The organism is Gordonia sputi NBRC 100414 (genome assembly GCF_000248055.1).
In the GTDB taxonomy this organism is placed as follows: Bacteria; Actinomycetota; Actinomycetes; order Mycobacteriales; family Mycobacteriaceae; genus Gordonia; species Gordonia sputi.
In genome coordinates, this window is record NZ_BAFC01000120.1 from 1 (window position 1) to 16,455 (window position 16,455).

General features: G+C 64.9%; 18 protein-coding genes. 5 read left to right on the top strand and 13 right to left on the bottom strand.

The window, feature by feature from the left end; all coding sequences use genetic code 11:
• The 13 genes from GOSPT_RS24165 to GOSPT_RS19820 form a co-directional block, all read right to left on the bottom strand.
• On the bottom strand, positions 1–210 hold a 210-nt coding region (locus tag GOSPT_RS24165), incomplete at its 3' end, for a hypothetical protein (RefSeq protein WP_039856775.1).
• Positions 207–992 carry a carbohydrate ABC transporter permease gene (locus tag GOSPT_RS19765; protein WP_231894511.1) on the bottom strand — a complete coding sequence of 262 codons (786 nt, stop codon included), beginning with the start codon at positions 990–992 and terminating at the stop codon, positions 207–209. The genes GOSPT_RS24165 and GOSPT_RS19765, both read right to left, overlap by 4 nt.
• 128 nt (positions 993–1,120) lie before the next feature.
• A complete protein-coding gene (locus GOSPT_RS19770) occupies positions 1,121–2,035 on the bottom strand; it encodes a carbohydrate ABC transporter permease (protein WP_005208380.1) in 915 nt (304 codons plus the stop codon).
• Between the two features lie 207 nt (positions 2,036–2,242).
• Positions 2,243–3,037: a type I methionyl aminopeptidase gene (map, locus tag GOSPT_RS19775; protein WP_005208381.1), complete on the bottom strand. Its 795-nt coding sequence runs from the start codon at positions 3,035–3,037 to the stop codon at positions 2,243–2,245.
• A 13-nt stretch (positions 3,038–3,050) separates the two neighbouring features.
• Positions 3,051–3,605 carry an adenylate kinase gene (locus GOSPT_RS19780; RefSeq protein WP_005208382.1) on the bottom strand — a complete coding sequence of 185 codons (555 nt, stop codon included), beginning with the start codon at positions 3,603–3,605 and terminating at the stop codon, positions 3,051–3,053.
• Positions 3,602–4,921 (bottom strand): preprotein translocase subunit SecY, encoded by a 1,320-nt coding sequence (gene secY / locus GOSPT_RS19785; RefSeq protein WP_005208383.1) that lies wholly within the window; start codon positions 4,919–4,921, stop codon positions 3,602–3,604. The genes GOSPT_RS19780 and secY overlap by 4 nt, the downstream gene beginning before the upstream one ends.
• Before the next feature lie 299 nt (positions 4,922–5,220).
• Complete coding sequence (gene rplO / locus GOSPT_RS19790) at positions 5,221–5,661, bottom strand: 50S ribosomal protein L15 (protein ID WP_005208384.1); 441 nt, start codon at positions 5,659–5,661, stop codon at positions 5,221–5,223.
• 5 nt (positions 5,662–5,666) lie between these two features.
• Positions 5,667–5,846, bottom strand: coding sequence for a 50S ribosomal protein L30 (gene rpmD / locus GOSPT_RS19795; RefSeq protein ID WP_005208385.1), 180 nt, complete (start codon positions 5,844–5,846; stop codon positions 5,667–5,669).
• 3 nt (positions 5,847–5,849) lie between these two features.
• Positions 5,850–6,491 (bottom strand): 30S ribosomal protein S5, encoded by a 642-nt coding sequence (rpsE, locus tag GOSPT_RS19800; RefSeq protein ID WP_005170418.1) that lies wholly within the window; start codon positions 6,489–6,491, stop codon positions 5,850–5,852.
• A gap of 49 nt (positions 6,492–6,540) precedes the next feature.
• On the bottom strand, positions 6,541–6,945 hold the full coding sequence (gene rplR, locus GOSPT_RS19805; protein ID WP_005208386.1) for a 50S ribosomal protein L18: 405 nt from the start codon (positions 6,943–6,945) through the stop codon (positions 6,541–6,543).
• A gap of 3 nt (positions 6,946–6,948) precedes the next feature.
• Positions 6,949–7,485, bottom strand: coding sequence for a 50S ribosomal protein L6 (gene rplF, locus GOSPT_RS19810; protein ID WP_005208387.1), 537 nt, complete (start codon positions 7,483–7,485; stop codon positions 6,949–6,951).
• 15 nt (positions 7,486–7,500) lie between these two features.
• Complete coding sequence (gene rpsH / locus GOSPT_RS19815; RefSeq protein ID WP_005208388.1) at positions 7,501–7,899, bottom strand: 30S ribosomal protein S8; 399 nt, start codon at positions 7,897–7,899, stop codon at positions 7,501–7,503.
• 259 nt (positions 7,900–8,158) lie between these two features.
• Complete coding sequence (locus GOSPT_RS19820) at positions 8,159–9,550, bottom strand: MFS transporter (protein WP_168431200.1); 1,392 nt, start codon at positions 9,548–9,550, stop codon at positions 8,159–8,161.
• 121 nt (positions 9,551–9,671) lie between these two features.
• Here GOSPT_RS19820 and GOSPT_RS23715 point away from each other — a divergent pair, with 121 nt between their 5' ends.
• The 5 genes from GOSPT_RS23715 to GOSPT_RS19845 all read left to right on the top strand — a co-directional run bounded on the left by GOSPT_RS23715 (position 9,672) and on the right by GOSPT_RS19845 (position 16,444).
• A complete protein-coding gene (locus GOSPT_RS23715) occupies positions 9,672–10,628 on the top strand; it encodes a LysR family transcriptional regulator (RefSeq protein ID WP_005208390.1) in 957 nt (318 codons plus the stop codon).
• A gap of 31 nt (positions 10,629–10,659) precedes the next feature.
• Positions 10,660–11,409 (top strand): DUF2127 domain-containing protein, encoded by a 750-nt coding sequence (locus GOSPT_RS19830; RefSeq protein ID WP_005208391.1) that lies wholly within the window; start codon positions 10,660–10,662, stop codon positions 11,407–11,409.
• A gap of 78 nt (positions 11,410–11,487) precedes the next feature.
• On the top strand, positions 11,488–12,570 hold the full coding sequence (locus GOSPT_RS19835; RefSeq protein WP_005208392.1) for an endonuclease domain-containing protein: 1,083 nt from the start codon (positions 11,488–11,490) through the stop codon (positions 12,568–12,570).
• On the top strand, positions 12,552–13,205 hold the full coding sequence (locus GOSPT_RS19840) for a MarR family transcriptional regulator (protein WP_005208393.1): 654 nt from the start codon (positions 12,552–12,554) through the stop codon (positions 13,203–13,205). The genes GOSPT_RS19835 and GOSPT_RS19840 overlap by 19 nt, the downstream gene beginning before the upstream one ends.
• Positions 13,205–16,444: a helicase HerA domain-containing protein gene (locus GOSPT_RS19845; protein ID WP_005208394.1), complete on the top strand. Its 3,240-nt coding sequence runs from the start codon at positions 13,205–13,207 to the stop codon at positions 16,442–16,444. The genes GOSPT_RS19840 and GOSPT_RS19845 overlap by 1 nt, the downstream gene beginning before the upstream one ends.
• The last annotated feature ends 11 nt before the right edge of the window (positions 16,445–16,455 follow it).

Here is a 16,455-nt window from a genome sequence, read left to right on the forward strand (position 1 = left end):
AACGCAGAGGCACACCGTGGTTTCGACACGGCAGCTCGCTACGCTCGCGGCCTGCTCAACCAGCGGAAAAGCCCCGCCGATCGAGCCCACCCCGCAGCGGTACACCGTGGTTTCGACACGGCAACTCGCTACGCTCGCGGCCTGCTCAACCAGCGGAAAAGCCCCGCCGATCGAGCCAACCCGAGCGCTGATCGAGCTTGTCGAGATCACCCCTTCACCGCCCCGGAGGTCAGGCCCTTGATCATGTGGCGCTGCAGGAGCAGGAAGACGACGAGCATCGGCAGCATCGCGAGCACCGTCGCGGCCATCACCGGGCCCCAGTTCGTCAGGCCGTCGTTGTTCTGCAACTGCGTCAGCCCGACGGGCAGCGTGGCGACGGTGTAGTCGTCGGCCATCAGGAACGGCCAGAGGTATTCGTTCCACTCGTTGACGAGCGTGATGAGCGCAAAGGCAACCATCGTCGGGATCGACAGAGGCAACACCACACGGGTCAGCAGCCGGAAGTGCCCGGCGCCGTCCATACGGGCGGCTTCGATGATCTCGTGCGGTATCGACAGAAAGTGGTTGCGCATCAGGAACGTTCCGAAGGCGACGCCCGCCAGCGGCAGGATGATGCCGAGGAACGTATTGCGCAGTCCGAGCTGTGCGACGAACGCATAGTTCGTGATCGACGTGATCTGGTTCGGCACCATCAGCGCGGCAATGATCACGATGAACACCACGTTCTTGAACGGAAACCGTAGGAACACAAGCCCATACGCGCTCAGCACGCCGAGCGCGAACTTCACGACGCCCAGGATCGACGTCACGATCAACGAGTTCCGCATGAAGTCCCAGAACGGAACCGACGTCGTCGCCTCGCGGTAGTTCTCCGGATGCCACACAGACGGCCACCACACGGCGGGCTGTACGTAGATCTCCGACCGATCCTTGAACGACGCCAACAGAATCCACACGAGCGGAAGCGCGACCAGCAGCACCACGACGACCATCGCGAGGTAACCGAACACCGTCGCAACGCGTTTGCGCCGTGCGTACGCCGCTGCGCGCTGCTCGACACCAACGGGACTCGTCGACGACGCGTTGTCCGATGTCGTGGACTCCGCCACGACGACGTCGCTCATGCCTGTGCCCGATCCATCACGCGTACCTGCACGACGGTCACAACGAGCAGCACGACGAACATGATCGTTGCGACCGTCGCACCGTAGCCGGCGCGGAAATTCCGGAACGTCTCCTCGTAGACCTGGTAGACCATCGTCGTGGTGCCGTTGCCGAGCGGGCCTCCACGGGTCATCACGTTGATGATGTCGAAGACCTGTAATGAGTTGAGCAGCACTGTGATCGAGAGGAAGAACGTCGTCGGACGCAGCTGCGGCAGCAGGACGCGACGGAAGTAGGTGAAGCGGCTGGCCCCGTCGATCGCCGCTGCCTCGTCGAGGTCGATTCGCTTCCCCTGCAACGCGGCGAGGTAGATCACGAACGCGTAGCCCAGGTTCTTCCACACATAGGTCACCGTGACCATGAACAGCGCCCAGTGTGGTTGCTGGTAGAAGTCCGGTGCCGACCCGAGGTGCAGGCGGTGCATCAGGTCGTTGATCAAGCCGAAGCTCGGATCGAACACGAACTGAAACGCGATTCCCACCGCAGCGCCTGAGAGTACGAACGGCGCAAACACAATGGATCGCAACAGGTTTCGGCCACGCAGCTTCCGGTCGAGCAACAGCGCCAACGCGAGTCCCAGCGCCATACTGCCCGCCACCGCCACAACGGTGAAGATCACGGTGTTGACGACGATGGTCCAGGTGTCGGCGCGCGTGAACCATTCCGTGTAGTTCGAGACGCCGATGAAGTCGGCGCCGGGCGACGAGATGTTCCAGTCGTAGAACGACATTCGGATGTTCTCGATGAGCGGGCGATACGTGAAGACACCGAGCAGCACCAGATTGGGCGCTACAAGCGCGATGAACAGCGCGTAGCTACGCCACGACCGGGCGCGCGACGACGGAAGCACCCGCTCGTTGACTGACGACACCCGGGCAGTATTCAGCCCCGATCTTACGGATTGCGAACGAGATGATTGCCCGTCGACGTCCGGAAGGTGTCACGTGGACCACGTCTCATGAATGGAACATGAACGCGCCCGAACCCGGGCCTACTTGCGGTTGCCCACAGGCGCGGAAACCGAGCGTCTGGGCAACCGGAAAGAATGGGCGACGGAAGAACGGGCCAGCCGGAAGAGTCAGGCCGGGCGCTGCGTCAAGATGCGCGGGCCGTCGGCGGTGACGGCGACGGTGTGCTCCCAGTGGGCCGCGCAAGAGCCGTCGTCGGTGACGACGGTCCAGCCGTCGGGGAGCTCGGTGGTGTCGGTGGTGCCGAGCGTGAGCATGGGCTCAATCGCCAGCGTCGAGCCGATCACCAACAACGGACCGTGCCCGGGATCGCCCTCGTTCGGGAGGAACGGGTCGAGGTGCATTTCGCGCCCGATGCCGTGCCCGCCGTAACCGTCGACGATGCCGAAGCCGCGGCCAAAGGTCTTCTCCGCCTTGTGGGTTCCGGTCTCGATGGCATGCGAGATATCGGTGAGGCGCGCGCCGTCGACCATTGCCGCGATGCCCGCCTCCATCGACAGTCGTGTCGCGTCCGAGAGGTCCTGGTCGGCCTGCGAGAGTTCGCCGACCCCGAAGGTCCATGCGGAGTCGCCATGCCAGCCGTCGAGAATGGCGCCGCAGTCGATCGAGACGAGATCTCCCTCGGCGAGCACAACGGTCGACGACGGGATGCCATGCACCACAACGTCGTTGACGGAGCTGCAGATCGAGCCGGTGAACCCGTGATAACCCTTGAACGACGGGACCGCACCCGCGCCGCGGATCACCGACTCGGCCACCTCGTCGAGCTCGAGGGTGCTCACCCCGGCCTTAGCTGCGTCGCGAACCGCGACGAGCGCCTCCCCCACAACGGCTCCCGCCGCAGCCATGGCGTCGAGCTCGCCAGGGCTGCGGAACGGAACACGTTTGGTCTTACGGAGCCTCATCGCAGATCGATACCTAAGAGACCTTGACGCCGAGCGCGCTCAGCACACGCTGGTGCACTTCGTCGACCTCGCCGACGGCGTCGACGGTCTTGACCTGGTCACCGTAGTACTCGAGCAGCGGCGCGGTTTCTTTGTCGTACACCGCCATGCGGTTACGGATCACGTCTTCGGTGTCGTCGGCGCGACCACGCGCGAGCATCCGTTCGACGACGACGTCGGGGTCGACGACAAACGAGACGACAGCGTCGAGCTTCGTGTCGAGGTCGGCCAGGATCGAGTTGAGCGCCTCGGCCTGCTCGATCGAACGGGGGAAGCCGTCGAGGATGAAGCCCTTCGACGCGTCGGGCTCGTTGAGCCGTGCGCGGACCATGTCGACGGTGATCTCCGGTGGCACCAGGTCGCCTGCGTCGAGGTATTTCTTGGCCTCGATGCCGATGGCAGTGCCCTGAGAGATGTTGGCGCGGAACAGGTCACCGGTGGAGATGTGCGGAATGCCGAGCGTTTCCGACAGCAGTTCCGCCTGAGTCCCTTTACCAGCGCCGGGGGGGCCGAGAAAAACAAGTCTCACTTCAGGAATCCTTCGTACTTGCGTTGCATCAATTGACTGTTGATCTGCTTCACCGTGTCCAGACCCACGCCGACCATGATCAACACGGCGGTGCCCCCAAATGGCAGGTTCTGCACTCCCCCGCTGTTACCGATCTCGAGGAAGAGGTTGGGCAGTACAGCGATGATACCCAGATAGATCGAACCCGGGAGCGTGATGCGGCTCAGTACGTAGCCCAGGTAATCAGCCGTCGGCTGGCCGGGACGGATACCCGGGATGAACCCTCCGTACTTCTTCATGTCGTCGGCGCGCTCTTCGGGATTGAAGGTGACAGCGACGTAGAAGTACGTGAAGAAGATGATCATGGCGAAGTAGACCAGGATGTACACCCAGCTACTCGGGTCGGCGAGGTACTGCGAGACCCACGATTGCCAGCCCGACTCGGTGCCGTCGGAACTCTTGGTCAGCTGCACGATCAACTGCGGCAGATACAGCAGCGACGACGCGAAGATCACGGGGATGACGCCGGCCTGGTTGACCTTCAGCGGCAGATAGGTCGACGACCCGCCGTACATCTTCCGGCCGACCATCCGCTTGGCGTACTGCACCGGGATTCGACGCTGGCCCTGCTCGATGAAGACCACGCCCGCGATGATGATCAGCGCCGCGAGGCACACGAGACCGAAGACCAAGCCGCCACGGCTGGTGAGGATCGCGCGACCCTCGGCGGGGATGCGAGCGGCGATGCCCGCGAAGATCAGCAGCGACATTCCGTTGCCGATGCCGCGCTCGGTGATCAGCTCGCCGAACCACATGACGAGGCAGGCGCCTGCGGTCATGACGAGCACGATGATCGACAGACCGAAGATCGACTGATCGGTGAGAACGTTGCCGCACTCCTGCGGGAGCAGGGTGCCGCGGTCGGCGAGCGCGACGATGCCGGTCGACTGGAGCAGTGCCAGCGCCACCGTGAGGTAGCGGGTGTACTGCGTCATCTTGGCCTGACCGGACTGGCCCTCCTTGCGGAGTTGCTCGAACCGCGGGATGACCACGGTGAGCAGCTGCACGATGATGCTCGCGGTGATGTAGGGCATGATGCCGATCGCGAACACCGAGAGCTGCAGCAGCGCTCCACCGGAGAACAGGTTGATCAGCGAGTAGACCTGATTGCCGCCACCGCTGTTGATGCGGTCGATGCAGGCGTGCACGGTCTTGTAGTCGACGCCGGGCGACGGGACCGTCGCGCCCAGGCGATACAGCACAATGATGCCGATGACGAAGAGGATCTTCTTCCTCAGATCGGGCGTCCGAATGGCCGCGACGAGGGGGGAAAGCACTAACTCCTCCTAGGAACGACCACGCTCGGGTTGTTCGGGGGCCCAGGCGGACCCCACCCCACGTGCTCGGCAATCGACGTTGATCGGTGGTTGCGTTGTGCGGCAACGCCAGAAACTCTACCGGCTGCCACGACCGGCACTTCTCCGGGACCGCTCCACCTGAAGTTTTCGGCCGGCTCGCCCGACTCGACGCGCGTTGCGAGTGCACGCACACCGCCGAGTTCGACGAACCAGCCCGCTGGCACCACAGCGGACGGCAGAACAGTGCTGCCGTCCGCTGTGGTCAGAAACGAACTTTCTTACAGTTCGATGGTGCTGCCACCGGCAGCGGCGATCTTTTCCTTGGCCGACGCCGTGAACTTGTTCGCGGTCACGTTGACCGCGACGCTCAGCTCACCGTCGCCGAGGACCTTCACCAGCTGGTTCTTGCGAACCGCACCGGCAGCGACGAGCTCGTCGACGCCGATGGTGCCGCCCTGCGGGAACAGCTTGGCGATGTCGCCGACGTTGACGACCTGGTACTCGACCCGGTTGGGGTTGGTGAAGCCCTTGAGCTTCGGCAACCGCATGTGGATCGGCATCTGGCCGCCCTCGAAGGCTGCAGGCACGTTCTTGCGTGCCTTGGTGCCCTTGGTGCCGCGACCGGCGGTCTTACCCTTGGACCCCTCACCGCGACCCACACGGGTCTTCTCGGTCTTCGCGCCCGGAGCGGGGCGAAGGTGATGGAGTTTGATGGTCATTGCTCTTAAACCTCTTCGACTGTCACGAGGTGTGCAACCACGTTGATCAAACCGCGGTTGATCGGGGTGTCCTCGCGGGTGACGGTCTGGCGGATGCCCCTGAGTCCAAGGGTCCGCAGGCTGTCACGCTGGTTGCTCTTGGCACCGATGGTGCCCTTCACCTGGGTGATCTTCAGCTGTGCCATGTCTTACACTCCCTGGCCTGCGCGCGCCCGGAGCATACCGGCCGGCGCCACATCTTCGATCGGCAGACCGCGACGTGCGGCGACCTCTTCGGGACGCTGCAGCATCTTGAGTGCGGCCACGGTCGCGTGGACCACGTTGATCGCGTTGTCGGAGCCGAGGCTCTTGGCGAGCACGTCGTGCACGCCCGCGCACTCGAGCACGGCACGCACCGCGCCACCGGCGATGACACCGGTACCGGGGCTGGCCGGACGCAGCATCACGACACCGGCAGCAGCCTCACCCTGAACCGGGTGGGTCACGGTGCCTGCGATCAGCGGAACGCGGAAGAAGTTCTTACGAGCCTCTTCGACGCCCTTCTGGATCGCGGCCGGAACTTCCTTGGCCTTGCCGTAGCCGACACCGACCATGCCCTGGCCGTCGCCGACGACCACGAGAGCGGTGAAGGAGAACCGACGTCCACCCTTGACCACCTTGGACACACGGTTGATGGTGACGACGCGCTCGAGCTGGTTGCGCTCCTGGTCACGATCGCGTCCGCGGTCGTTACGACGATCGCGGCCACCGCGGCGGTCGTTGCCGCCCTGGTTGTTGTTGTTGTCGTTACCGGCGGGTCCGTTTCCGCCGTCACGCTGACGTCCGGGCATCAGAGGTTCCCTCCGGTCATGTTGGTCAAGCTGTTGTTGCTGGTCATCATCAGAACTGCAGGCCTCCCTCACGGGCGGCGTCGGCGAGCGCGGCGATACGGCCGTGGTAGTTCTTGCCACCACGGTCGAAGACGACGGCCTCGACACCTGCGGCCTTGGCGCGAGCGGCGATCAGTTCGCCGACGCGACGGGCCTGTGCCGACTTGTCGCCACCGGATGCACGCACGTCAGCCTCGATGGTCGACGCTGCTGCGAGGGTGTTGCCCGCGAGGTCGTCGATCAGCTGCACGTGGATGTGACGGCTGCTGCGCTTGACGGCCAGACGCGGACGCTGCGGCGTTCCGCTGACCTTCTTGCGAAGGCGGAAGTGACGATTGCCGGTCGCGGTGCGACGTCGGGTCGACACGTCCTTGCCGATGGGCTTGCGGACAGTTTTGGTTGCTGTATCACTCATGGCTTACTTACCCGTCTTTCCGACCTTGCGACGGATCTGCTCACCCTCGTAGCGAATGCCCTTGCCCTTGTACGGGTCGGGACGACGCAGGCGGCGGATGTTCGCCGAGATCTGGCCGACTTGCTGCTTGTCGATACCCGACACCGAGAACTTGGTGGGCGACTCGACGGCAAAAGTGATGCCCTCGGGAGCCTCGATCGGCACGGGATGGCTGTAACCGAGCGCGAACTCGAGGTCGCGACCCTTGGCTGCGACGCGGTAGCCGACACCGAAGATTTCCATCTTCGTGGTGTAGCCCTTGGTGACGCCGTCGACCAGGTTGGCAACCAGCGAGCGGTTCAGACCGTGCAATGCACGGTTACGACGCTCGTCGTTGGGGCGGGTCACCACGATGGTGTTGTCTTCCTGCGCCACCTGAATGGGGCTGGTGACAACGTGGCTCAGCTCGCCCTTGGGTCCCTTCACGGTGACCGTCTGTCCGTCGATGGAGACGGTGACGCCCGCGGGGATCTCGATCGGATTCTTACCGATACGCGACATTGTGCTTACCTCCCCTTACCAGACGTAGGCGAGGACTTCGCCGCCCACGCCCTGGTTGGCTGCCTGGCGATCGGTGAGCAGACCGGACGACGTGGAGATGATGGCCACGCCGAGGCCGCCCAGGACCTTGGGCAGGTTGGTGGACTTTGCGTACACCCGCAGACCCGGCTTGGACACGCGGCGCAGTCCTGCGATGGAGCGCTCACGGCTGGGGCCGTACTTGAGGGCGACGACGAGGTTCTTTCCGACCTCCGCATCTTCGGTGCGGTAATCGGTGATGTAGCCCTCGCGCTTCAAGATCTCGGCGATGTTCACCTTGAGCTTCGACGACGGGAGGGTCACCTCGTCATGGAACGCCGAATTGGCGTTACGCAGACGTGTCAAGAAGTCTGCGATCGGGTCAGTCATGGTCATGGTTGACCGTCAACCTTTCTCGTAGCGGTTCCCATGCAGCGCCGATCATCAGGATTTCTCCTGTGACCTGCGGTGGGCCTTCCACGAAGTGGATAGTGAATAGGTTCTCGCCGCCGGTGCCCTAGGCATTTCGCCAGCACCGGAGACTATTCAGTTGTAGCCGTGACCCGAGTGCGGACACGCGAAGGTGCACAGGCAACCGTTCTAGTGTAGAGAATCGGCTGGCCAGACCCAAATCGATGCCCGCAGCGGTCCTGAGTCACCGCGTTCGATGCGGACGCACGACCATACCCAGCAGCGCCATCCCCGCCACGACGGCCGCACCCATCATCGCCCACCCGGCGCCGTCGGCTCCGCCAACCGACGCCAACACCGCGCCGAGTGCCGCGACACCAAAGGCCCCTCCGAGCTGACGCGACGCGCTGAACAAGCCGCCTGCCGTACCCGCGGATCCCGCGGGAGCACCCGCGACGATGAGCCCGGTCATCGGCACGATCACCAGCGGTAACGCCGTTCCGGCGACCAGCATCGTCACGATCAGCGCCCACAGTGGTCCGCCTACGAACATCACCACCGCGATCGCGACAGAACCCACCACAGCCGCGGACTGGCCCAGCAACGCCGGCAACTGCGGCCCACGCGCGGCGACCACGCGCCCCACAACCGGGCCGAGGACACATGGCCCGAACGTGTAGGCGATGAGGACGAGTCCCGCACCCAATGGCGACAGCCCGCGTGCGTTGATCAGATACAGACTCGCGACAAACAGCGTCGACGCCATCACCACCTGAATCGTGAAGCCGAGCAACGTTCCTCGCAGGATCGACGGAATACGGAGCAGACGCACGGGAATCGCCGCGGCAGCGCTTCGTCGATCCGACCAGTAGAGCAATCCGGCCGCGCACACCGTCGCGATCAGCGCCCACGCCGCGATCCAGGATCGCTCCCCCGCTTCGATGATGACGACGACCACGAGCGCGAAGAACACCACCGCGAGCAGCTGTCCGCGCACATCGAGTCGCGCACCACGGTCGCGTGCCCTCGAGTCAGCCGGAAAGTATCGACTCCAGGCCAGCGCGAGAATTCCCACCGGCACGTTGATCAGGAAGATCCACCGCCATCCGCCTGCGGCGATGAGGATTCCACCGACGGTCGGTCCTGCTGCGAAACCGCACCCGGTGACCAGCGCGTAGAGACCGATGGCGCGGTGTCTGTCGGCAGGTTCGGGATTCATCCTCCCGATGAGCGCCAGCGTCGTCCCCGGGATCAGCGCGGCCGCAGCGCCTTGAAACGCGCGCAGGATGATGAGGACCAGCAACGTCGGAGCGAGAGCGCACAACACCGACGTGAGCACGAACGCGAGAACGCCCACCCGGTACGTGCGCAGCGCGCCGTAGCGATCGGCGATCGCGCCGGAACTCAGCAACAGCGCGCCGAAGGTGACCAGGTAGGCGCTGACGACCCGCTGTTGTCCGGCAACGCTGCCACCCAGAGACCTGGCGATGTCTGGCAGCGCGACGTTGAGGACCGTCGAGTCGACCAGCACCAGCAGGTATCCGAGCGAGACGCCGACGTTGCTGACGGTGCGACCACGCATGGCCTCGCCCGAGCGGCGTCGTGATCTGGAGGGTTCGCGAGTTGTCGTTGGCACGGCATCAGGATGCTGCCGACACCCGACGTCGATCGACCGGAATAGATGCAGGCAGTGTGCGGTTTTTCCGAACACCATCCGATGCGTCACGCCTCCCGGCCCCAAGCGAGGAGTAGCAGTCATGGAAATCCGACACGTACGGACCTTTCTCGCCGTCGCCGAGCATCGCACCGTCCTCGGCGCTGCGGCCGCCCTCGACCTGGCCCCCTCGTCGGTGTCGCAACAGATAAGGGCGCTCGAACGCGACCTCGGTGTGCAGCTCTATCACCGCTCGCCGAGCGGTATGCGCCTGACCGAAGCCGGACTGGTGCTGGCCGCCCAGGGCCCCGAGTTCCTCGACCGCTGGGCCAGACTCGGGCGTTCGGTCACCACTGCCGCCTCGGCGGCGCCCCTGCGTATCGCGAGCACCGAACACATGGTCGCCACGCAGATCCCAGGCATTCTGCGCGAGTTCGGCAACCGAGTCCCGGGCGGAACCGTCGCCGTGGACACCCTCATTGACCCGACGTGCGTCGTCGACGCGGTGGCGTCTGGGAGCGCCGACGTCGGACTCGTACTCGATATGCATGACGACGCGGCCGACCGTTGGCTCCTGCCCGCGACGCAGCGTACGGACGTCTCCTACGCCGACCTGGTCCCCGTCACCACTGCAATCGCGATGGCATCCGGCCATTCGCTTGCTCGACACGAGCACCTCACCATCGCCGACCTTGTCGGCGAACACATCCTGAGCGGCCCACGACGATGCGCGACACACCTCGGCGTCGAGAACATGCTGCCCGAACCGATGGAACCCATGTCGAGCCTGGTTGTCGCCTTCAGTTGGGCTGCCAACGGCCTCGGGGTGGTGATGGCCCCGAAGTTCGCCGTTGGCGCGACGTCGGCTGCCGGCCAGCTCGTCGCGGTAGATCTCGACATCGCGCCGCACACCTCCTGGATTCGAATGGTGTGGTCATCCGAGCGCCCGGTCGTCGGCGACTTTCGCGACCTGCTGTACGCGGCGAGCGTCGGGGTGAGCGGCGATACGACGCGCAGTGGCAAGGTCGGTCAACCGGGTGAGATCGCCGCGGCGTCGTGACCCACCTGCCGTCGACGGCTAGGCTGCTGCGGTGAATTGGGAACTGATCTCCTGCGGCCTACGCGGTCACGAGACCTACCGCCCCGACGAGCCCGGTCTCGCCGATCATCTGCACACCGAGACCAGCGCCGGCGACGCGTGGCGATGCCTGCGATGCGGCGATTACGCCCTCGGCTCACCTCGCAACAGCGGACCCGCCGACCATGCCCCGGAGGTTCCGCGTGGTCGGTTGCTGCGCGACCTCATCATCATGCGACTGCTCGCGGTCGAGCGCCTGATCCGCGGGATCTTTCTCGTCATCGCAGGCATATTCGTGATCGAGCTGCGCAACAGTCAACAGACACTGCACGAGAAGTTCGACGCCGAGATGCCGCTGCTCAAACCGATCGCCGACCAGATCGGCTGGAATATCGACGACTCCAAGGTCGTGCAGTGGATCGAAAAGGCGACCACCCTGTCGACCGCGACCATCGTGCTCGTCGGCTGCGCGCTGCTCGCCTACGGAATCAGCCAATTCGTCGAGGCGTACGGCCTGTGGTTCGCCAAACGCTGGGGCGAGTACTTCGCGGTGATCGTCACCAGCATCTTCATCCCGCTCGAGGTGTATGAACTCGTCGAGAAGGCGACGGTGTTCAAGGTGCTCTTGCTCGCCGTCAACGTCGCTGCGGTCGTCTGGCTCATCTGGAGTAAGCGGCTGTTCGGCGTCCGCGGCGGCGAGGCCGCCTACCACGCCGAACACAGCGCCGAGAGCCTCCTCACCGTCGAGCGGGCGGCGGGCTGAACCAACAAGACATCGCCGCTGTCACGAGCCGCACCGCCGCCGCGCACCCGTCGGTCGCGGAAGCTATATTCACGTCCGATGACTCACGCCGACAGTGATACGCCACCGCCGGTCGGCCACGCGATCCGTCCCGGACGGGTCGTCCGCCTCGCGGACGTGTACGGCCCGGCAATCGACGACCTCGCTGACGCCGTAGCACCGGAACTGCCGGTGATCTTGGACTACCGCGGCCCCGATGAACGGAGCGCACGGCAGGTCGCCACCGAGATCCTCGAGGCACTCGAATCGGCGCTGATCACGTTGTTCCCGGCCTGGCTACCTGGCAGGTCATCCAATGAGCGACTCGACGTCGACGACGCAGAGACGCTGGCCCGGCAGTTGTGCGCCGACGTCGGCCTGTCAACTGCCGTGGTCGTACCGCTCGCGCGGGCGGGCGCCGCGAACGAACGCACGACGCCATCCGCAATTCCTGAACAACGCGCGGCCGTGCTCGTCGCTTTGCTACGCCACTTCTACGGTCGGCCCGAGGTGGTGCTCGCCGTGCGAGCAAGTAGCGCGCTCCCCGATGATGCGCAGCGCACCGCGGCGTCGGCATGTGCGTGGCTCGCGGAGCATGCCAACATGACCGTCTGGCTCACCGCCGACGCGTTGCCCGAGGTGCGCCGAGTACCTGTGCTGCGCCTCGGGGTCGCCTCATCAACCGCCCCCGTCCCGACCGACCCGCTGCGACCGACTCTGATCGTCTCCCGACCGACGGGCGCTCCCGCCCCACACAGCGCCGCAGAGCAGGCGCTCGAATACACACTGGCCCAACATGATTGGGCAGCCGGACGTCTCTGGAATCGCTGCCCCACCGACCTCGCCGCATTGTCGGGAGTCGCGATAGTCGACGTCCTGTGGCCGGATGCGCGAGTCATCGTAGAAGTCGACGGCCCCGACCATCGTCGAGCCGACAAGTACGCCCGTGACCGCCGCCGCGACAATATGCTGCAGCGGCACGGCTACGTGGTACTCCGCTACACCAACGAACAGGTTCTCGGCGACACGTCGTCAGTCGTCGCGGAACTGCGCGAAGTTCTCGCCCATCACCATCCGACCCCCAGCTCGCCTACTGCGCCTGGACCTGATCTGAAGGAGTCACAGTGGACCACCCGAAGCTGACACCGAGCCAAAGCGCGGTGCTCTTCGTCCTCATGGCGGAGTCCACGGAGTTGTCGACTCCTCGCCTACGCGAGCTGGGCCCCAACCTCGACAAGCCTGGACGACAGAAGTTGACCGAACACGGCCTGATCGAGTCGCGCAAAGGCGAGCGCAATGCGCTCTACCACTCGCTCACCGACCGCGGATGGGCTTGGTGTGCAGACGAATTGCGTGCAGGGCCGCCGGACCGCTCGTTGCCCCCGATCCGCGCGCTGTATGCCGTCCTCAACGCAATCGGGCGTCATCTCGACGCCGAAGACTTCCGACTGTACGAAGTCTTCGGCCGTCCGCGCGCCGTCGTCGAGGCCGCGCCGCCCGCGTCGTCGAAGGCCGTGAACATCGGCGCCCGCATCATCGCCACATACGAGTCGTTAGCTCATCAGCGCGGAGCGCTCGTCGACGTCGCGGCGCTTCGTTCATCGCTACCTGACATCGACCGCTCCGAGTTCAACGCCGCGATCCTCGAATTGCAGGACCGCCCGGGTGTCAGTCTGATCCCTCAGGACGACCGGGCCCGTCTCAGCGAGACCGACCGAGCTGCGGCCGTTGTGGTCGGCACACAACCGTGCCACCTGTTCGCAGTCGAGGAGGACTGATGGACAACGACATTCGCGAGGCACTCGAGTCGATCCGACTCGACTGGGCCGACACCCTCGACGACGTGTGGGGCACGTCGGGCACCTACCACGTCGCCGGCTTGCACGAGCAGGTCGCCGACGAGACGATGCGCAGCTTCGCCGACGCTGCGCGGTCGGAGTCAGCCAGCCCCATCGGCGTGGTGATCCGCGGCGTAGCGGGCTCGGGCAAGACGCACCTTCTCGGACAGATCCGTCAGCGCGTGCAGGAGCGGGGCGGCTACTTCTTCTTGGTGAGATTGCTCGACGGCAGCGACTTCTGGAAGTCGGTCACGGTCGCGGTGCTCGAGAGTCTCAATCGCCCCAGCCCGACACATCCGACCCAGCTCGCACAACTTCTCGACCGCCTTGCCCTTGAAGCCGACGTGTCGGAGTCGACGCGTGCAGCAGTCGTCGGTGAGGCGACGCTCACCGTTTCTGCACTCGAAGAGTTCGTGGCGGGCGTGTATCGAAACCACCCCCATCGCCGACGGTCGCAGCACATCTTGCGCGCGCTGGTACTGACAGCGTCACAGGACTACGACGCCAGAGACCTCGGCGAGGCGTTTCTACACCTAGACGTCGACGACGCAGACGAGTTGGCCGAGTGGGGTATCCGCAACGCGACGCTCGGCTACCAAGAGATGGTCCAAAATATCTCCCGCATCGTCGCGTTCGATGCCGCAGCAGTACTGGGCGTCGACCAGATCGACACGCTCATCGAAGCGGGATGGTCGGCCGCCGCGGACGAGAACTCAGTGGTCAATCAGGTGGCTCACGGTTTGATGGCGTTGCGCGAGAACATGAGTCGGACGGCAACCGTTGTCTCGTGCATCACGGCGGCCTGGGAACATCTGGAGAGTAGGGTGATGCGCTCCGCAGTCGAGCGCTTCCGAAAGCCACCAATGCTGCAGCGGCCGCCGTCGGATGACTTCGCGCGCGAGCTCCTCGCCAAACGTTTCGCACCCGGCTTCGCCCAGATCGACTTCACGCCACCCCAACCACATTGGCCTGTCGACGACGTAGCGCTCGCCGATGCACAGCGATACACCCCGCGCGAACTCATGATGGCCGTCGACCGGCAGGTTGCGGCGATGCTGCGCAGCGGCACGTTCACATCGATCACGACGTTGAACGACACCCACACGCCGACACGCCCGGCCAGCGACAACGCTCGTGAACAGTCGAACGACGTCCCCTCCGTGAGCGAATCGCATTCGGCGACAACAGATGTCGACGCAATCGAAAAGCGGTATCGTGAGTTGATCGAGCAAGCCAACCCCGCCGCCGCCCTTGACCACGCCACAGAGGATGTCGTCGTCCCCGATTTGCTGCAGGCCGGACTCGGCGCGTGGATCGAAGCCCTCCCCAGCGGGGCCGGCAACTTGCATCAGGACCCCAAGCCTGGCGCAAAAGCCTTGCTGCACGGGCGAATCAGTCATGTCATCGACGCCGCGACAGAGTCCGAAGAATCGTGGAGCTTCCGCGCGCTTGCCGCCACACACCCCCGCGCGGTCCAGTCCCGCCTCACCAACGCCAACATCGCCTCGGGACTCAGCCTCGGCGAGGTCGAGCGCACCCTGGTGGTGCTCAGGCGCCAGCCGTGGCCCACCGGACCCAAAACCGCACAGTTGGTCGACGAACTGCATCGTCGTGGCGGTCGAGCGATCGCCTGGACAGACGACGACATCCGACGACTCATGGCATTGGCGCAGTTGCGTTCCGAGCGACCAGCGCAGTTGCACGACTGGATCGTCGATCGTGCACCGGCAGCCGAGATCGGCTTTCTTGCAGAGGTTCTCGCACCCGGTTTGACCAAGGCCCTCGCCACGGAAGTCGATACGCCGCAGGTGAAGACGCCGCAGAGTGCATCATCGGGAGCCCACGCAGCCGAGCCCGACGCCGCTTCCTCCGCGGTAACGATCACGCCTGACGAGGCGAGTCCTGTTGCCGCCGAGTCCCGTTCGTCCGGTGAACCACACGCAGTCGACGTGCTGCCGATCGGTGTTCGATCAGTCGACGGCGAACCTGTTGAGGCGCCGCTGGAATCGCTCCGCAAGCACGCCGCCATCTTCGCGGGTTCCGGCTCCGGGAAGACCGTTCTCATTCGACGCATCGTCGAAGAGGCAGCCCTGCAAGGTGTTTCGTCGATAGTCCTGGACATCAACAACGACCTCGCACGACTCGGGATGCCCTGGCCTGAAGGCACGCGAGAATGGAGTCCAACCGACCGCGCCGCGGCCGACCGCTATTTCGCCGACACAGAGGTTGTTGTGTTCACCCCCGGACGGCGCTCCGGTCGACCGTTGAGCTTTCGTCCGCTGCCCGAGTTCGCCTCGCTGGAAGCCGATACCGACGAGTTCTTCGCAGCCGTCGACTCTGCCGTCGGCGCGCTCCTCCCCAAGGCGCGCCCCACCGAACGCGGCGCGCGCGCATCACGCTACGAGGCGGTGTTGCGACAGGCGATGGTGTACTTCGGTCGTCGCGGCGGTGGAAGTCTGCCGTCCTTCGTCGCCTTGCTGTCCGAACTACCCGACGGGGTGAGCACCCTCGCCGACGCACCTCGCCTCGCGATCGATCTGGCCGAGAATCTGAAAGCGTCGATGGCCAACGACCCCTTGTTGGACGAAGCCGCGACGCCCGCCGACCCGGGTGTGCTGCTCACCCCATCGCCGGGCTATCGCGCTCGCGTGTCGGTCATCAACCTCGCGGGACTCGGAAGCGAGTCGCGCGTCGCGAACTTCGTCGGACAACTGCAAATGTCATTGTTCGCCTGGATCAAGAAGCACCCTGCCTCAGATCGGCCGCTCGGCGGCATCTTGGTGATGGATGAGGCGCAGAACTACGCACCATCGCAGCGCGTCACGACCGCAACGGAGAGCACGTTGGCACTGGCTTCGCAGGCGCGCAAGTACGGGTTGGGGTTGATCTTCGCGACACAGGCCCCGAAGGGAATCCACGGCCGCGTGAGCGGCAACGCGTCAACTCAGCTCTTCGGAAGACTGCACCACCCGAACCAGATCGAAGCTGCCAAGGAGTTGGCAAACAGCAAGGGAAGTCCGATCCCCGACGTCGGCCGACTATCGACCGGAACGTTCTACACCGCGGTCGACGGCGGCCGTTTCGTCAAAGTCGACACCCCGCTGTGTCTGAGTTACCACCCGAAGAGTCCGCCCACCGAGGACGAGGTGATCGCCATCGCGCGAGCGTCACTGGACTAGGACCTCACGAG

What these genes read in the sequence shown, in the direction of transcription:
- rplR (WP_005208386.1), bottom strand. Translation starts at nt 6,945, where the DNA reads ATGAGTGATACAGCAACCAAAACTGTCCGCAAGCCCATCGGCAAGGAC.
- map (WP_005208381.1), bottom strand. Translation starts at nt 3,037, where the DNA reads ATGAGGCTCCGTAAGACCAAACGTGTTCCGTTCCGCAGCCCTGGCGAG.
- GOSPT_RS19835 (WP_005208392.1), top strand. Translation starts at nt 11,488, where the DNA reads ATGACTCACGCCGACAGTGATACGCCACCGCCGGTCGGCCACGCGATC.
- rpsH (WP_005208388.1), bottom strand. Translation starts at nt 7,899, where the DNA reads ATGACCATGACTGACCCGATCGCAGACTTCTTGACACGTCTGCGTAAC.
- rpmD (WP_005208385.1), bottom strand. Translation starts at nt 5,846, where the DNA reads ATGGCACAGCTGAAGATCACCCAGGTGAAGGGCACCATCGGTGCCAAG.
- GOSPT_RS19845 (WP_005208394.1), top strand. Translation starts at nt 13,205, where the DNA reads ATGGACAACGACATTCGCGAGGCACTCGAGTCGATCCGACTCGACTGG.
- rplO (WP_005208384.1), bottom strand. Translation starts at nt 5,661, where the DNA reads ATGACCATCAAACTCCATCACCTTCGCCCCGCTCCGGGCGCGAAGACC.
- GOSPT_RS19765 (WP_231894511.1), bottom strand. Translation starts at nt 992, where the DNA reads ATGGTCGTCGTGGTGCTGCTGGTCGCGCTTCCGCTCGTGTGGATTCTG.
- GOSPT_RS23715 (WP_005208390.1), top strand. Translation starts at nt 9,672, where the DNA reads ATGGAAATCCGACACGTACGGACCTTTCTCGCCGTCGCCGAGCATCGC.
- rplF (WP_005208387.1), bottom strand. Translation starts at nt 7,485, where the DNA reads ATGTCGCGTATCGGTAAGAATCCGATCGAGATCCCCGCGGGCGTCACC.
- rpsE (WP_005170418.1), bottom strand. Translation starts at nt 6,491, where the DNA reads ATGCCCGGACGTCAGCGTGACGGCGGAAACGGACCCGCCGGTAACGAC.